Annotated in this window: 11 protein-coding genes; 4 read left to right on the plus strand and 7 right to left on the minus strand. The window is 69.5% G+C overall.

The genetic code is table 11. The features are described 5' to 3' along the window. Positions 1 to 17: 17 nt before the first annotated feature. Complete coding sequence (locus tag ASL10_RS06230) at positions 18 to 1,112, minus strand: alkaline phosphatase family protein (RefSeq protein ID WP_235452488.1); 1,095 nt, start codon at positions 1,110 to 1,112, stop codon at positions 18 to 20. 97 nt (positions 1,113 to 1,209) lie between these two features. Between ASL10_RS06230 and ASL10_RS06235 the strand changes: the two genes are divergently transcribed. After that, positions 1,210 to 3,723, plus strand: coding sequence for a DNA topoisomerase (ATP-hydrolyzing) subunit A (locus ASL10_RS06235; RefSeq protein WP_056045464.1), 2,514 nt, complete (start codon positions 1,210 to 1,212; stop codon positions 3,721 to 3,723). 80 nt (positions 3,724 to 3,803) lie between these two features. On the opposite strand, the gene ASL10_RS06240 is transcribed toward ASL10_RS06235, so the two are convergent. After that, positions 3,804 to 5,918 carry a type IIA DNA topoisomerase subunit B gene (locus ASL10_RS06240; RefSeq protein ID WP_056045466.1) on the minus strand — a complete coding sequence of 705 codons (2,115 nt, stop codon included), beginning with the start codon at positions 5,916 to 5,918 and terminating at the stop codon, positions 3,804 to 3,806. A gap of 224 nt (positions 5,919 to 6,142) precedes the next feature. On the opposite strand from ASL10_RS06240, the gene ASL10_RS06245 reads away from it, so the two are divergent. After that, positions 6,143 to 6,370, plus strand: a complete 228-nt coding sequence (locus tag ASL10_RS06245) for a hypothetical protein (RefSeq protein WP_043592677.1) — start codon at positions 6,143 to 6,145, stop codon at positions 6,368 to 6,370. A 100-nt stretch (positions 6,371 to 6,470) separates the two neighbouring features. Here the strand turns inward: ASL10_RS06245 and ASL10_RS06250 are convergent, their stop codons facing one another. The 5 genes from ASL10_RS06250 to ASL10_RS06270 all read right to left on the minus strand — a co-directional run bounded on the left by ASL10_RS06250 (position 6,471) and on the right by ASL10_RS06270 (position 12,354). Continuing rightward, a complete protein-coding gene (locus ASL10_RS06250) occupies positions 6,471 to 7,223 on the minus strand; it encodes a hypothetical protein (protein ID WP_056045471.1) in 753 nt (250 codons plus the stop codon). Further along, complete coding sequence (locus tag ASL10_RS06255; protein WP_056045474.1) at positions 7,220 to 8,479, minus strand: MurT ligase domain-containing protein; 1,260 nt, start codon at positions 8,477 to 8,479, stop codon at positions 7,220 to 7,222. The genes ASL10_RS06250 and ASL10_RS06255 overlap by 4 nt, the downstream gene beginning before the upstream one ends. 4 nt (positions 8,480 to 8,483) lie before the next feature. Further along, positions 8,484 to 9,743, minus strand: a complete 1,260-nt coding sequence (locus ASL10_RS06260; RefSeq protein WP_056047486.1) for an RNA polymerase sigma factor — start codon at positions 9,741 to 9,743, stop codon at positions 8,484 to 8,486. 240 nt (positions 9,744 to 9,983) lie between these two features. After that, the gene (locus ASL10_RS06265; protein ID WP_056045476.1) at positions 9,984 to 11,339 is read right to left on the minus strand and encodes a nitrate/nitrite transporter; all 1,356 of its coding nucleotides are present in this window, start codon (positions 11,337 to 11,339) and stop codon (positions 9,984 to 9,986) included. A gap of 88 nt (positions 11,340 to 11,427) precedes the next feature. Continuing rightward, a complete protein-coding gene (locus tag ASL10_RS06270) occupies positions 11,428 to 12,354 on the minus strand; it encodes a proteasome assembly chaperone family protein (protein WP_056047489.1) in 927 nt (308 codons plus the stop codon). A gap of 85 nt (positions 12,355 to 12,439) precedes the next feature. On the opposite strand from ASL10_RS06270, the gene ASL10_RS06275 reads away from it, so the two are divergent. Next, positions 12,440 to 13,918, plus strand: a complete 1,479-nt coding sequence (locus ASL10_RS06275) for a leucyl aminopeptidase (RefSeq protein ID WP_056045479.1) — start codon at positions 12,440 to 12,442, stop codon at positions 13,916 to 13,918. Between the two features lie 174 nt (positions 13,919 to 14,092). Next, a complete protein-coding gene (gene lpdA, locus ASL10_RS06280; protein ID WP_056045482.1) occupies positions 14,093 to 15,466 on the plus strand; it encodes a dihydrolipoyl dehydrogenase in 1,374 nt (457 codons plus the stop codon). Positions 15,467 to 15,549 lie beyond the last annotated feature (83 nt).

Genomic DNA, 15,549 nt, shown 5'->3' on the forward strand with positions numbered 1-15,549 from the left:
CGCCCCGGCGGCCACGATCACCGCCGGTAGGCGCCGAACGTCCTCAAGGGCACGAGCGTCTCGTCGTCGGACCACGATCCGTGGTGACCGACCATGGTTCCCGGAGCACCACCGCGATCTCGTCCGTCGTAGTAGGCGACGCCCCGCCGGGCGGCGACGATCACGTCGCCGATGCGGGGCAGGACCGCCGGGTCCACGGCCCCGAACCAACCGGCGTCGACGGCCTCCGACCGGGACAACACCCAGGCTCGGTCGCCTTCGGCTGCTCGCCACGCGTCGAGCACCGCATCCCGGCGGCCCTCGTCGGCATCGGGCTCGAGGTGCAGTTGCAGGCAGCGGGGCTCCCCCGCCACGTGCCTCACCCCGTCGACCAGGGCGGGCATGCCCCCGAAGACGATGCGCCTCCGTTCGGCCACGTCGACGATGCCGTGGTCGGCCGTGACGATCACCCCGACGTCGGGCGCGACCGAGGCCTCCAGCCTCCGGACCTCGCCGTCGACGCCTTCGAGGGCATCGATCCATTCGTCCGATTCCCAGCCGGCACGGTGAGCGATCATGTCGAGCTCGGGGACGTAGAGGTACACCAAGGAGGCGCGGGTCGAGTCGACGAGCATCGCCGCGGTCGCGAAGCGGTCGGCCACGCTCTCCGCCACGTCGTAGGTGGCGCCCCGGAGGATGGCCTCGGTCAGGCCGGACGATCGGTAGCGCTTGGGGCCGACGGCGTGGGACTCCACGTCGGTGGCCGTCTCGAACAGCGTGGGACGCCGCTGCCACTCGTCGGGCCGCATGCGATCGTCCCACCCCGAGAGCTGCTTCACCACTCGATCGTTCTCGGGGTCGAGGGCCGAGTAGCCGACGAGGCCGTGCTCGCCGGGGAGCACCCCGGTCGTCAGCGTCGTGAGCGCCGCGGCGGTGGTCGTGGGCCACCCGGACCACAGGCTGCCCTTCACCCCCGACAACGTCCGGGCGTGGCCCCGACGGGCGCCGAGGGCCGCCTGGCCGAGACCGTCCACCAGGACGACCACCGCGGCCCGCGCGGCGGGCAGGCGGAGCGCGTTCGGCTCGCCCCGCAGGGACGCGAGACTCGAGGGCACCACGTCGGCCAGGCTCACGGCCCCTCTGGGGCGCGCCGGTACGATGGAGGACACCGGCCCCAGTCTGGCACAGCGACGATCGGGTGCCCCGTCCACCCCGATCCGTGAGAAGTGCATGACCACCACCGAGAACACGAGCAGCTCCGACCACGGCGAACGCATCGAGGACATCGACGTCTCGCTCGAGATGCAGGGGTCGTTCCTCGAGTACGCGTACTCGGTCATCTACTCCCGAGCGCTGCCCGACGCCCGGGACGGCCTCAAGCCCGTCCAGCGTCGCATCCTCTACCAGATGTCCGAGATGGGCCTCCGGCCCGACCGGGGCCACGTCAAGAGCGCGCGCGTCGTCGGTGAGGTCATGGGCAAGCTCCACCCGCACGGCGACACCGCGATCTACGACGCCATGGTCCGTCAGGCGCAGCCCTTCACCATGCGGGTGCCGCTCATCGACGGGCACGGCAACTTCGGCTCGCTCGACGACGGGCCGGCCGCACCGCGGTACACCGAGGCCCGTCTCGCCGAGGCGTCGCTGGCCATGACCCAGGGACTCGGCGAGGACGTCGTCGACTTCGTCCCCAACTACGACAACCAGTTGATGCAGCCCGAGGTGCTTCCGGCAGCCTTCCCGAACCTGCTCGTGAACGGTGCGAGCGGCATCGCGGTGGGCATGGCGACCAACATGGCGCCCCACAACCTCGTCGAGGTCGTCGGTGCCGCCCGGCACCTGATCGACCACCCCGACGCCAGCCTGGACGACCTGATGGCGTTCGTGCCGGGTCCCGACCTGCCGACCGGCGGCACGATCGCCGGGCTGGCCGGGGTCCGCGACGCCTACGCCACGGGTCGAGGCAGCTTCAAGACCCGGGCGCGGGTCGGCGTCGAGAGCATCACCGCACGGAAGAACGGTCTCGTGGTCACCGAGCTGCCGTACCTCGTGGGGCCCGAGAAGGTGATCGAGAAGATCAAGGACGGGGTGCAGGCGAAGAAGCTCACCGGCATCACGGACGTCACCGACCTGACCGACCACAAGCACGGTCTCCGTCTCGTGATCGGCATCAAGACGGGTTTCAGCCCCGAGGCGGTCCTCGAGCAGCTCTATCGCTACACCCCGCTCGAAGACGGCTTCAGCATCAACAACGTCGCCCTGGTCGAGGGGCAGCCGCGGACCCTCGGCCTGAAGGAGATGCTCGAGGTCTACGTCGCGCACCGCCTCTCGGTCGTCACACGTCGCAGCCGCTACCGGCTGGCCAAGAAAGAGGACCGCCTCCATCTCGTCGAGGGCCTCCTCGTCGCCATCGTCGACATCGACGAGGTCATCCAGGTGATCCGGACGAGCGACGACACGCCTGCCGCCCGGGCACGCCTGCGCGAGGTCTTCGACCTCAGCGAGATCCAGGCCGAGTACATCCTCGACCTGCAGCTGCGCCGACTCACCAAGTTCAGCCGCATCGAACTCGAAGCCGAGCGCGACGAGCTGCTCGCGGCCATCGCCGACCTCAAGGACCTCCTGGCCGACCCCGCCCGCCTCCGGGCCCTCGTCTCGAGCGAACTCGCCGACATCGCCGAGCAGTTCGGCACGCCGCGTCGGACCCTGCTCACGGAGGCCAAGGCGAGCGTCGCGACGACCGGTCGCGGCAGCAGGTCGGCACCGGTGCTCGAGATCGCCGACACCCCGACCCGGGTGTTCCTCTCGACGACGGGCCGCGTCCTGCGGGTGGACCACCTCGACCCCGACTCCGCGGCCCCCACTCCCCCGACCCGGCGCACGAAGCACGACGCCGTCCTCTCGTCGATCGACACGACGACGCGGACCGAGATCGGCGCCGTGACGAACCTCGGCCGCCTCGTCCGGTTCACCCCCGTCGACCTCCCGTCCGTGCCGCCCACGTCCGTCCAGCTGGGTGCGGGGGTGCCCATCCGGGACTACATCGGCGTGGTCGACAAGAAGGAGCGCGTGCTCGGGCTCGTCTCGCTGACCGCCGACCGGAGCATCGTGCTCGGCACGGCCCGCGGGGTCGTCAAACGGGTCGCGACCGGCCAGTACCCCGCCCGACCCGACTTCCCGGTCATCACCCTGAAGAAGGGCGACCAGGTCGTCGGCGTCGCCCAAGGGGTCGACGAGGACGAACTCGTCTTCGTCACGTCCGCCACGCAGTTGCTCCGGTTCACCGCCTCCGCGGTCAGACCGCAGGGGCCCGCGGGCGGCGGGGTGGCCGGCATCAACCTTCCGGACGACGCGACCGTGATCTTCTTCGGTGCCGTGCCCGCGGGCCGCGAGGCCGTCGTCGCGACGGTCTCGTCGAGCAGCTCGACGATCGCCGGCACCGACCCCGGACGTGCCAAGCTCAGCGCGTTCGACGAGTACCCGGGCAAGGGGCGTGCCACGGGCGGCGTCCGGTCCCATTCGTTGCTGAAGGGCGAGGACGCCCTGTCGCTGGCCTGGGTCGGCCCGGCTCCCGCTCAGGCGGTCGGGCCGGACGGTTCGGTCCGCACTCTGCCCGCCGAGCTCTCACGCCGTGACGGATCGGGCACGCCCCTGGACGCGCCCGTGGGCTCGGTCGGCGCCTCGGTGGCACACATCGCCGATTCGGCCACCGGCCTCGAGGCAGGTGCCGAACCGGACGAGTGACCCCTCGACGGACCGACCGAGGCGGCGGCCTCGACGTCGAGACAGGGCGTCCTCGTTCTCGGTGACGGCCTGATCAGGACTCAGACGTCGATGCGGTCCCGGCTGAGACCGGCGCCGTCGATGATGAACTCCTTGCGAGGAGCCACGTCGTTGCCCATCAGCAGTTCGAAGACGCGGGCGGCGTTCTCGGCGTCGTCGACCTTGACGCGCCGCAGCATGCGGTTCTGGCGTTCCATCGTCGTGGTGCGGAGCTGTTCGGCGTCCATCTCGCCGAGTCCCTTGTACCGCTGGATGGGGTCCTGGAACTTCTTGTTCGTGCGCTTGAGCCCTGCGAGGACACCGTGCAGCTCTTTCTCGGAGTACGTGTAGATCGTCTCGTTCGGCTTGCTGCCGGGGTGCATCACGACCACTCGGTGCAGAGGGGGGACGGCCGCGAAGACGCGACCGGCTTCGATCATCGGTCTCATGTACCGAAAGAACAGCGTCAGCAGCAGCGTCCGGATGTGGGCACCGTCCACGTCGGCGTCGCTCATGATGATGACCTTGCCGTAGCGGGCCGCCTCGAGATCGAAGGACCGTCCGGACCCGGCTCCCAGCACCTGGATGATGGAGGCGCACTCGAGGTTCGAGAGCATGTCGCTGACCGAGGCCTTCTGCACGTTCAGGATCTTGCCGCGGATGGGCAGGAGTGCCTGGAACTCGCTGTTCCGGGCGACCTTGGCCGTGCCCAGCGCGGAGTCCCCTTCGACGATGAACAGCTCGCTGTTCGCCACGTCGTTCGACCGGCAGTCGACCAGTTTGGCCGGCAGGGTCGAGTTCTCCAGGGCGTTCTTGCGACGCTGGGTCTCTTTGTGCGCCCGTGCGGCGATGCGGGTCTTCATCTCGGCGACGACCTTGTCGAGCACGAGGGCGGTCTGCGCCTTGTCTTCTCGCCGGGTCGACGTGAACAACGCGCCCAACTCGTTCGCCACGACGTTCGCGACGATCGCGCGGACGGCCGGTGTGCCCAGGATCTCTTTCGTCTGGCCCTCGAATTGCGGCTCGGGCAGGCGCACCGTCAGGACCGCCGTCAGACCGGCCAGGACGTCGTCCTTCTCGATCTTGTCGGTGCCCACCTTGAGGCGACGGGCGTTGGCCTCGACCTGCTGCCGCACGAACTTGAGCAGCCCGGCCTCGAAACCGGTCTGGTGCGATCCGCCCTTCGGCGTCGCGATGATGTTGACGTAGCTGCGGAAGACCGTCTCGTACCCCCCGCCCCAGCGCAGGGCGATGTCGACGTCGCACTGGCGTTCGAGTTCGGTGGCGATCATGGCACCACCGTCGGTGAGCACGGGTACCGTCTCGGTGTAGGTGCCCGACCCGGTCAGACGCCACGTGTCGGTCACGGCGGTGTCGGGAGCGAGGAACTCGACGTATTCGCTGATGCCTCCGTCGAAGCGGAAGGTGCTCTCGAGGGGGAAGCCGCCGTCCGTGAGCGAACCCACGCGTTCGTCGCGCAGGGTCAACGTCAGCCCCGGGATGAGGAAGGCCGTCTGCCGGGCCCTGGCCGACAGCTCATCCGTCTGGAACGAGGCCCCTCGGGTGAAGATCTGGCGATCGGCCCAGTAACGCACCCGGGTGCCGGTGACGCCACGCTTGGTCTTGCCCACTTCTCGGAGCACGCTGCCGGACACGAAGGGGGTGAACGGTGAATCGGGGGTGGGTTCGTCGACGTCCTCGAAGGTGCCGGGTTCACCGCGTCGGAACGACATGGCGTACGTCTTGCCGCCCCGGTCGACCTCGACGTCGAGCCTCTCGGACAGTGCGTTGACGACGGAGGCACCGACGCCGTGGAGGCCGCCGGACGACGTGTAGGACCCGCCGCCGAACTTCCCGCCGGCGTGGAGCTTCGTGAACACGACCTCGACACCGCTCAGACCCGTCTTGGGTTCGATGTCGACGGGCACCCCGCGTCCGCTGTCGCGGACCTCGACGCTGTCGTCGGGGTGCAGAACGACGTCGATGGTGTCGCCGTGCCCGCCCAGCGCCTCGTCGACCGAGTTGTCGATGATCTCCCACAGACAGTGCATCAGGCCCCGGGAGTCGGTCGACCCGATGTACATGCCGGGGCGTTTGCGCACGGCCTCGAGGCCTTCGAGCACCGAGAGGTGCCGGGCCGAGTAGTCGGAGGCGGGGGCGGACGAGGTGGGGGGCATTGTTCTCCTGAGGGGCCCGCCGCCATCTCTCGACGACGGGAATGCGGGGAGGCGGTGACCGCGTTACAGCCTACCGAGGGCCGCCGACACGGCAGTCCCGACACTCGACCGGCCCCTCGCCGCTACGCGATGAGCGAAATCCGGTGCCGATGGCACGCGATACCGACGTCGGCGTGTTTTGATGAGTGTCTCACCCACCGCACCACCGTCAGGAGGAGCATCACATGACTCAGATGGCCACCGACCAGACCGCCGTCGACGAGCTCGGCTCCCGTTACCAGTTGAGCGCCGCGGACCGCTGCGACAGCTGCGGAGCCCAGGCCTACATCCGCGCGACCATGGCCACCGGCGAACTGCTCTTCTGCGCCCACCACGGCGCGAAGTTCAAGGAGAAGCTGCAGCCCACCGCCATCGAGTGGCTCGACGAGAGTTCGAAGCTCCTCGCCCACTGAGACGCCGCGCCTCCCCGGACCACAGCCCGGGCCGGCGGTACGACGAAGGCCCCGCATCCGATCGATGCGGGGCCTTCGTCGTGTCTGCGGACCGACGTCGTCACATGGCCTTGAACGAACGCTCGAGGTTGTCGGCGATGACCTTCTGCGACGCGGCGGCGTACTCGTCGAGCTTCGCGTGCCCGGGGCCTGCCGAGTAGGAGATCATCCGGCGGCTCAGGGCGACGCGGAGCACCCGGTCGGTGAGGGCGGGGTTGAGCGGCAGGACCGGGCCCTTCAGCTGCGTGCCGAAGGAGACCCCGCGTCGGACGCCCTCGCGCCCGTCACCGTTCCCGCCTCCGTGGACGACGGTCCCGAAGGGCTCCGCGTCCACGCCGAGTTCGAGATGCGCGGCATGATCCTCGAAACCGAAGAGGGTGACCTCGTCGCCCTGGTAGTCGGTCGTCACCTGCAGGTAGTTCGTCCGTCGCGGAGCCCCGCGGCGGACCACGGCGTCGAAGAAACCGACTCCCTCGACCGTCGCCCCGTCGACGTCCTCGACGCCCCGACTGAGGAGCTCGAGACCGCCCCCCACCGCCACGACCGGCACCCCGGACGCCGCGAACGACTTGAGCGTCGGCGCGAGGCGGCGAGCGTCGGCGGCGACGGCTCGCACGCCGGACAGGGGGCCGTGCCCCACGACGACCACGTCGGCGACGGTCGGCACGTCGTCGCCCACGCGGTACTCGAGCACGCGGCTGTCGATCCCGGCCCGGTTCGCGCGCACCGAGAGCGACGTCACGTTGCCCCGATCGCCGCTCACGCCGAGCTCTTCCGGGTAGAGGTGGACGATTCGGAGGACGTCGTCGCTCACGCGGTCTTCTCCAGGTCGGGGTGGCCGAGGATGCGACGGGCCAGCATCATCTGCTCGTAGTTCGTCACGAAGTGCTTCGTCTTGTCGCTCGGGGACGGAAGGGCTCGCATCAGACGGATGGCCTTCGAGATGTCTTCTTCGATCACGTGGACCGGGATGCCCTCGTGCTCGAGCCTCAAGGCCAACTGCCAGGCCTTCGCGCCGGCGAGGACGTCGACGTGGTCGAGGTGCGAGAAATCGATGTCGTAGATCCACGAGATGTCGGGCGTGCCCTCGTCGATGGCCAACATGACCTGCTCGACGCCCTGCGGGAGTGCGTCGAGGTTCATCTGGAGGCTCGCCGCGTTCTTGAACATGATGAACTCGGCTTCGTCGGCGCCGAGGGACATGCGCTCACCACGGCCGTAGGCCGGCTTCATGCTCTCGAACGCCCGCCGGACGGCGGCCGGGTCGACCGGGTGCCCCAGGACGACCGAGGCCGTCTGGAGCGCCGCTGCCGCGTCGACCGCGTAGTGGAGACCACGGGCCGGCAGCCGGACGTCGATCGGAGTGCCCGAGACCGTGATGGTGGCACCGGTGCCCGTGAGTGCGGTCACCTCGGTCTCCGCGGTCAACGAGGAGTCGGCCTCACGCCTGAAGTCGTGCGCGTTCTGCAGGCCGTTGGGTGACGCGGAGACGACCTCGGAGGAAGCGCCGAACCGGGTCACCGTCTGGCGACCGACCGGCTGGTAGGGGCCGAGGTGCTGGTCGTCGCGGTTCGTGACGACCGCGACCGTCGCCTCGGCGGCGGTGTCGGTCATCATCGTGCCGACCCGCTCGGTCTCGAAGAACCGGTACAACTGGTCGACCTGCACGTTGAGCATGAGCACCGTGGAGGGGTGCAGGGACTTCGTCAACTCGACCGCGAAGGCCTCGTCGACCTCGATGACCCCGATGTCGTCACGGACGCGACCGAAGGGCGTCACCTCACGGAGGAAGGCCGACGCGATGCCCTGCGGGAGGTTGGCACCCGTGGGGTTCGTGAACACCTTCAACCCGTGGGCACGAAGCGTCTCGGTGAGCATCATCGTGGTCGTCGACTTGCCGTTCGACCCGAGCACGAACACGACGCCGCGATCGAACTGGGACGACACATGGGTGAGGAAGTCGGGCGCGAGCTTCAGGACCGTCTGCCCCGGGTACGCCGACCCGCCACCACGCAACCGGGCGACCGCCCGGACGAGACGGCCGGCCAGCACGGGGACCAGGTAACGCACGGGCCTACTCGAGGTAGTCGCGGAGCGACTGTGAACGCGACGGGTGGCGAAGTTTCGCCATCGTCTTGGACTCGATCTGGCGGATGCGCTCGCGCGTCACGCCGAACGTGTCACCGATCTGGTCGAGGGTCTTCGGCATGCCGTCACCGAGCCCGAAGCGCATGCGGATGACACCGGCCTCGCGCTCGGACAGGCTGTCGAGCAGCGATTCGAGCTGTTTCTGCAGCATCGTGAACCCGACGGCGTCGGCCGGCACGACGGCCTCGGTGTCCTCGATGAGGTCGCCGAACTCGCTGTCGCCGTCCTCACCCAGGGGCGTGTGGAGCGAGATGGGCTCGCGGCCGTACTTCTGGACCTCGACGACCTTCTCGGGCGTCATGTCGAGTTCACGCGAGAGCTCTTCGGGCGTGGGCTCGCGTCCCAGGTCTTGCAGCATCTGACGCTGGACACGGGCGAGCTTGTTGATGACCTCGACCATGTGCACCGGGATGCGGATGGTGCGAGCCTGGTCCGCCATGGCCCGCGTGATGGCCTGACGGATCCACCAGGTGGCGTAGGTGGAGAACTTGAAGCCCTTGGTGTAGTCGAACTTCTCGACGGCGCGGATCAAGCCGAGGTTTCCCTCTTGGATCAGGTCGAGGAACTGCATGCCACGGCCCGTGTAACGCTTGGCGAGGCTGACCACGAGTCGGAGGTTGGCACCGAGCAGGTGGCTCTTGGCCCGCTGACCGTCGCGCGACACCCAGCGCAGCTCACGCTCGAGCTCGCGGCTCAGGCCGGTGCTGTTCGCGAGCTTGTCGTCGGCGAAGAGACCCGCCTCGATCCGCATGGCGAGCTCGACCTCTTCGGCCGCGTTCAACAGGGCGACCTTGCCGATCTGCTTCAGGTAGTCCTTGACGGGGTCGGCCGTCGCACCCGTGATCGTCGTCGAGTAGACGGGCATCTCGTCGTCGTCGTCCTGCGAGATGACGAGCGCGCCGGTGGGGAGGATCTCGGGGACGGGCTTGGCGCCCTCGCCGTCCGCGTCGTCGGCGGCAGCCGGGTCGACCGCGGCCTCGGCGTCGACCTCGTCGTCGGCGGGTTCGGCTGCGGCGGCCTTCTTGGCCGCGGCGGTCTTGGCCGGAGCCTTCGTCGCCGCCTTCTTGGCGGGAGCCCTCTTGGCCGGCGCCTTCTTGGCGGGAGGAGCCGTGGTCTCGGCCTCGACGGCCGTGTCGTCGGTCACGGCCTCGTCGGGGGCCGTGGTCGCCTTGCTTCGTGTAGCCATGCGAACACCTTTCAGTTCTCGGTACGTTCCGGACCGGACGCGATCGTCGCGTTCACGTGCGCCGGTGGGGACGTCGACCGGCACTGGGCGTCGGCCGAATTCGGGCAGTACTAGGACCCATGTCAAGTCCTCGATCGAATGCGCGTCGACGACGTCGACGCGGTAACTCGATCGATGGACATGAACGGGTCCGTATCCCATTATTGCACGTCCGACCGGTGCCGAGCGACAAGGGCGACCTCAGGCGGTCGGTCCCCTCCGGGCCCGGGTGCGTGCGGCATGCCATCTCTTGTTGAGGGCAACCCAGAGCGGCGCCACCTCTATTCCTTCCTCCAGCCGCAGGCCCCGGCGGGTGCGCCGACGCTCGACGAGCAGAGCCACCACGCCACCGCCGATCACCACGTACTGCACGAGCAGCGCGATGCGGAACGACTCGAACGCGAAGAGGTCGCTCGGCTGGCCCGAGGCGATGCGGGCGGCATCGAGTCGATCGAGCACGACGCCGATGAGGAACATCATCACGAAGCTCGCCAGGAAGCCACCGACGTTGACCACCCCGTTGGCCACGCCGAGGCTGCGAAGCGGGTTGAAGGTCCGCGCGAAGTCGAAGCCGATCAGGGAACCGGGCCCGCCCACTCCGAGCACGACCACGAGCACGTAGGCGAGCCAGTGCGGGGGTATCCCCGGCCACGCGAGCAGCGTCGTCCAGACCACGGCCAGCACCGTGACGATGCCGAGGACCAGGTTGGAGCGTCGCATCGGGTACCGGGCGACCAGCACCCCGAGGACCGGCCCCGCCACGACACCGGACAGCACGAGGAGGGAGAGCATGCCCGAGGCCTCGGCGGTCGTGAAGCCCAGACCGCCCACCAACAGGGGGACGCCCCACAGCAGGCTGAAGACCGTGCCCGACGACTGCGTCACGAAGTGCGACCAGAACCCCAGCCGGGTCCCGGGACGCCGGACGCTCTGTCCGAGCTGTCGCCCCGCGTCGGCCCAACTGACGACCGTCTCGGAGCGGACGCGACCGGTCGGCGACTCCTTGACGACCATGAGCACCACCACGGCGGCCACGACCGACAACGCCGCCGCGCTGAGGAAGGCCGGGCCCCACCCCGCCCCGTGCAGGACGATCGACAGCGGCACGGCCGACAGCACCTGACCCAGTTGTCCGACGTTGCCGGTCCACTGCGACACCTGCGGCAGGATCGGACCACGGAACCACGAGGGCAGCAGACGGATCACCGAGATGAAGGTCATCGCGTCGCCGGCGCCGACGAGCACGCGGCCCACGACGGCCACGCCGATCGTCGGGGGCGAGAGCGCCACGACCAGCTGGCCCGCCGCCAGCATGACGGCCCCTGCGACGATGAGCCTCTTGGGCCCCACCCGGTCGAGCAGGACGCCGACCGGGATCTGCAGCCCGGCGTAGACGACGAGTTGGACGACGGCCAGGGTCGACAGGCTGGAGGCGGAGACGCCGAAGAGCTGCTGGGCCTCGACGCCCGAGACGCCAAGTGACGACCGCTGCAGGACGGCGACGACGTAGGCGAAGACGGCGGCGCCCCAGACGAGCCAGGCGCGTGCGGAGTTCACCCCGTGACCCTAGCCGACCGGGCGCCGGACGCCGGCCCGCGCCTCCTGCGTCCGCGGATCGGAACGGACCCGGGAGGTGCGGTGCCGGTCAGGCGCGGTCGTCGCCCTCGCCGTCGACCCGCCGGGTGGCGAGGAACTTCTCGAGTTCGGCCGCCAGTGCGTCGGCAGTGGGCACCTGGCCGTCCTGGTCGGTCAACGGCGACGGCAGCGGGTTTCCCTGCATGTAGGTGTCGTGACGTTCCTCGAGCGTGGCGACCAGGCGGGAGAGCTCGTGGTTGCCGGCGACCTGCTCGTCGACCTTGACCATGAAGTCACGACCCTCTTCGCGGAGGCGGTCGGTCGGGAAGATCAGCCCCGTGGCGGCACTGATGCTCGACAGCGCCGCCACGGCGGCGTCGGGGAACTCGGTGTCGGCGAGGTAGTGCGGGACGAGCAGGACGAAGCCCGCCGTGGGGTGACCCGTCTCGCCGAGCCGGTGTTCGACGAGGTGCAGAGCGTTGGCTGGGGCCTGGGTCACGGGCTTCCAGACGGACATCGCCTCGACCAGGTCGGACCGGTTGCCGCTGACCGTCACGCCGATGGGACGGGTGTGGGGCACGGGCATCGGGATCGAGTGCACCCAGGTCGTGGTCGAGACGCGGTAGCGCTCGACGAGCTGCACGACGGCCGCGGTGAAGCGCTGCCACTGGAAGTCGGGTTCGAAGCCCGCCAGGAGGAGGAACCGCTGACCGAGGTCGTCGTGGACGAGGTAGAGGGAGAGGGTCGACGGCTCGATCTCGGAGATGTGGTCCTGGTCGAACGTGAAGGTCGGGCGACGGGCCCGGTAGTCGAGGAGCTCGTCGGCGTCGAACGTCGCCACGAGGGTGTGGTCGAGGGTGTCGAGGACGTACTCCGCGAGCTGGCTCACCGCCGAGCCCGCGTCGGCGAACCCGGTGAGTCCGGCGACGAGCGGGAGGCCCTCGGGCACGCCGTCGGCGTCGGGGGTGAAGTCGTAGAGAGCTGCGGGGTCGTGCATGGTCTCCATGCTAGGCACCGGTCGTCGCCAGGAGGGCCCGCGACCACGTGCCGAGAGCGAACACCACGGTGGATACGATGGATGGATGACCGTCGCCACCCTCTCCGTCCTGTCGTCCGATCCGATCACCGCCGAGGCCGACGTCCTCGTCGTCGGAGTGGTGAAGGGGGCCGACGGTCCCGAGCCGACCCTCGAGGTCCCGGGGCTCGCCGAGTCCTTCGCCGCCCTCGGTGTGACGGGCGCCCGGGACGAACTCGTCAAGGTCCCCGCGTCCGGCGTCACGGCCACCATCGTGGCGCTGGTCGGCCTGGGCGACGCCGTCACGGCCGAGAGCCTGCGCTACGCCGCCGGCTCGGCCGTCCGTCAGCTCACGGCCGTCGACCGGGTCGTCCTGGCCCTGCCCGTGGGCGACGCCGCCGACGCACTGGCCGCCCTCGAGGGCGCCGCGATCGCCTCGTACGAGTTCGACGCGTTCCGGCACTCCTCGGCGTCCGACACCCGTCGACACGCTCGCGACATCGCCCTCGCGACGGCCACGGAGGTCCAAGAGTCCGTCCTCGACCGTGCCGCCGTGGTGGCCGAGGCGGTGCACACCGTCCGTGACCTCGCCACGACTCCCCCGCAGCAGATGTACCCCCAGGCACTCGCCGACTTCGCCGTCGCGCACGCGTCGGACGACGCCCTCTCGGTGACCGTGCTCGACGAGGACGGCCTCCGTGACGGCGGGTACGGGGGCATCCTCGGCGTCGGTCAGGGCTCGAGCCGCGGTCCCCGACTCGTCAAGGTCGAGTACTCCCCCGCCGGAGCCGCCAAGCACCTCGCCCTGGTCGGCAAGGGCATCACGTACGACACGGGCGGGTTGTCCCTCAAGCCCGCCGGGAGCATGCTCGGCATGAAGGACGACATGACGGGGGCCGCCACGGTCCTCGCCGTGACGGTGGCCGTGGCCAAGCTGCGGCTCCCCGTGCGGCTGACCGCCTGGCTCTGCATCGCCGAGAACATGCCGAGCGGCACGGCGATCCGACCCGACGACGTCCTCACCATCAAGGGCGGCACGACCGTCGAGGTGACGAACACCGACGCCGAGGGCCGCCTGGTCATGGCGGACGGGTTGGTCGCGGCGAGCGACGAGCAGCCCGACGCCATCGTCGACGTGGCCACCCTCACGGGTGCCCAGGTCGTCGCCCTGGGCATGCGATACGTCGGCGTCATGGGCAACGACGACCTCGCGTCCGAGATCGTGTCGCTCGCCGACGCGGCCGGAGAGACCTTCTGGCGCATGCCGCTGGCCTCCGAACTCCGCGCGCGCCTGAACTCCGACGTGGCCGACCTCGTGAACGCGACCCCGGGCAACACGGCCGCAGGCATGCTGCTCGCCGGCGTCTTCCTCAACGAGTTCGTCGGCTCGCGGGAGGGCACGACGACGCCGATCCCCTGGGCCCACCTCGACATCGCCGGTCCGTCCAACAACAAGGGCGGCGGATACGGCTACACGGCCAAGGGCTCGACGGGCGTGACCGTCCGTACCCTGATCGAGCTGGCCGACAAGTTTTCTGCTGCGTAGTAGGGTCGAGGGGGCGGGAGAAACCCGCTGAGATCGGTCCCCCGAGAGCATCCTCCGACGCGCGTCACGACGACGCCGCCGGACGATGCGGTCGGTTCGGGGACGGGCGTCGTCGCCACCGCGACGGCCCCGCCTCGGCGTCGGGGCACCGCGGACGCACGAGGGAGTTGCTGGGTGTCGGAACAGAATTTTGACCTGGTGGTGCTCGGTGGCGGGAGCGGCGGATACGCCGCAGCGCTGCGAGCGAGCGAGTTGGGCCTGAGCGTCGCACTCGTCGAGAAGGACAAGGTCGGGGGCACCTGCCTCCACCGAGGCTGCATCCCCACCAAGGCGCTGTTGCACTCGGCCGAGGTGGCCGACGTGTCGCGCGAATCCGCCAAGTACGGCGTCAACACCGATTTCCACGGCATCGACATCGCCGCCGTGACCTCGTACCGCGAGGGCATCGTCGCCAGCAAGTACAAGGGTCTCCAGGGGCTCGTCAAGGCCCGTGGCATCACGACCGTCGAAGGCGAGGGCAAGCTCACGTCGCCCTCGACCGTCCAGGTCGGCGAGACCACGCTCAAGGCCAAGAACGTCGTGCTCGCGACGGGTTCGTACTCGCGGAGCCTCCCCGGTCTCGAGATCGGCGGCAAGGTCATCACCAGCGAGCACGCCCTCGCGCTCGACCACGTGCCGAACAAGGTCGTCATCCTCGGCGGCGGCGTCATCGGCGTCGAGTTCGCCAGCGTCTGGAAGAGCTTCGGCGTCGACGTGACCATCGTCGAGGCCCTGCCGCACCTCGTCCCCAACGAGGAGGAGTCGATCTCGAAGCAGTTCGAGCGCGCGTTCCGCAAGCGCGGCATCGCCTTCTCGCTGGGCGTCCGGTTCCAGGGCGTCGAGCAGAACGAGGACGGCGTCGTCGTCACCCTCGAGGACGGCAAGACGTTCGACGCCGACCTCATGCTCGTCGCCGTCGGCCGTGGCCCCTCGACCGCCGGTCTCGGCTACGAAGAGGTCGGCATCACGATGGACCGCGGTTTCGTCCTGACGAACGAACGTCTCGCGACGAACGTCCCCGGCGTCTACGCCCTGGGCGACATCGTGCCCGGCCTGCAGCTCGCGCACCGCAGCTTCCAGCACGGCATCTTCGTCGCGGAAGAGATCGCCGGCCTCAAGCCGCAGGTGATCTCCGACGTGAACATCCCCAAGGTCACCTACTCCGACCCCGAGGTCGCATCGGTCGGCCTGACCGAGGTCAAGGCCGCCGACCAGTACGGCGCCGACAAGGTCACCAGCTACGACTACAACCTCGCGGGCAACGGCAAGAGCCACATCATCGGGACCAGCGGCTCGGTCAAGGTGGTCCGCGTCGTCGACGGACCCGTCGTGGGCGTGCACATGATCGGCGCCCGTGTCGGCGAACTGATCGGTGAGGCACAGCTCGCCGTCAACTGGGAGGCCTACCCGGAGGACGTCGCTCCCCTGATCCACGCGCACCCCACGCAGAACGAAGCCCTCGGCGAAGCCATGCTGGCCCTCGCGGGCAAGCCGCTGCACGCGATGTAGATCCCTGGCACCATCGCTCCTGCTCAGCAGGGGCCCGCACCACCACCACAGCAACCACAGACACACATGTCGTCAAAGGAGCC

It is taken from the genome of Frigoribacterium sp. Leaf8 (assembly GCF_001421165.1).
In the GTDB taxonomy this organism is placed as follows: domain Bacteria; phylum Actinomycetota; class Actinomycetes; order Actinomycetales; family Microbacteriaceae; genus Frigoribacterium.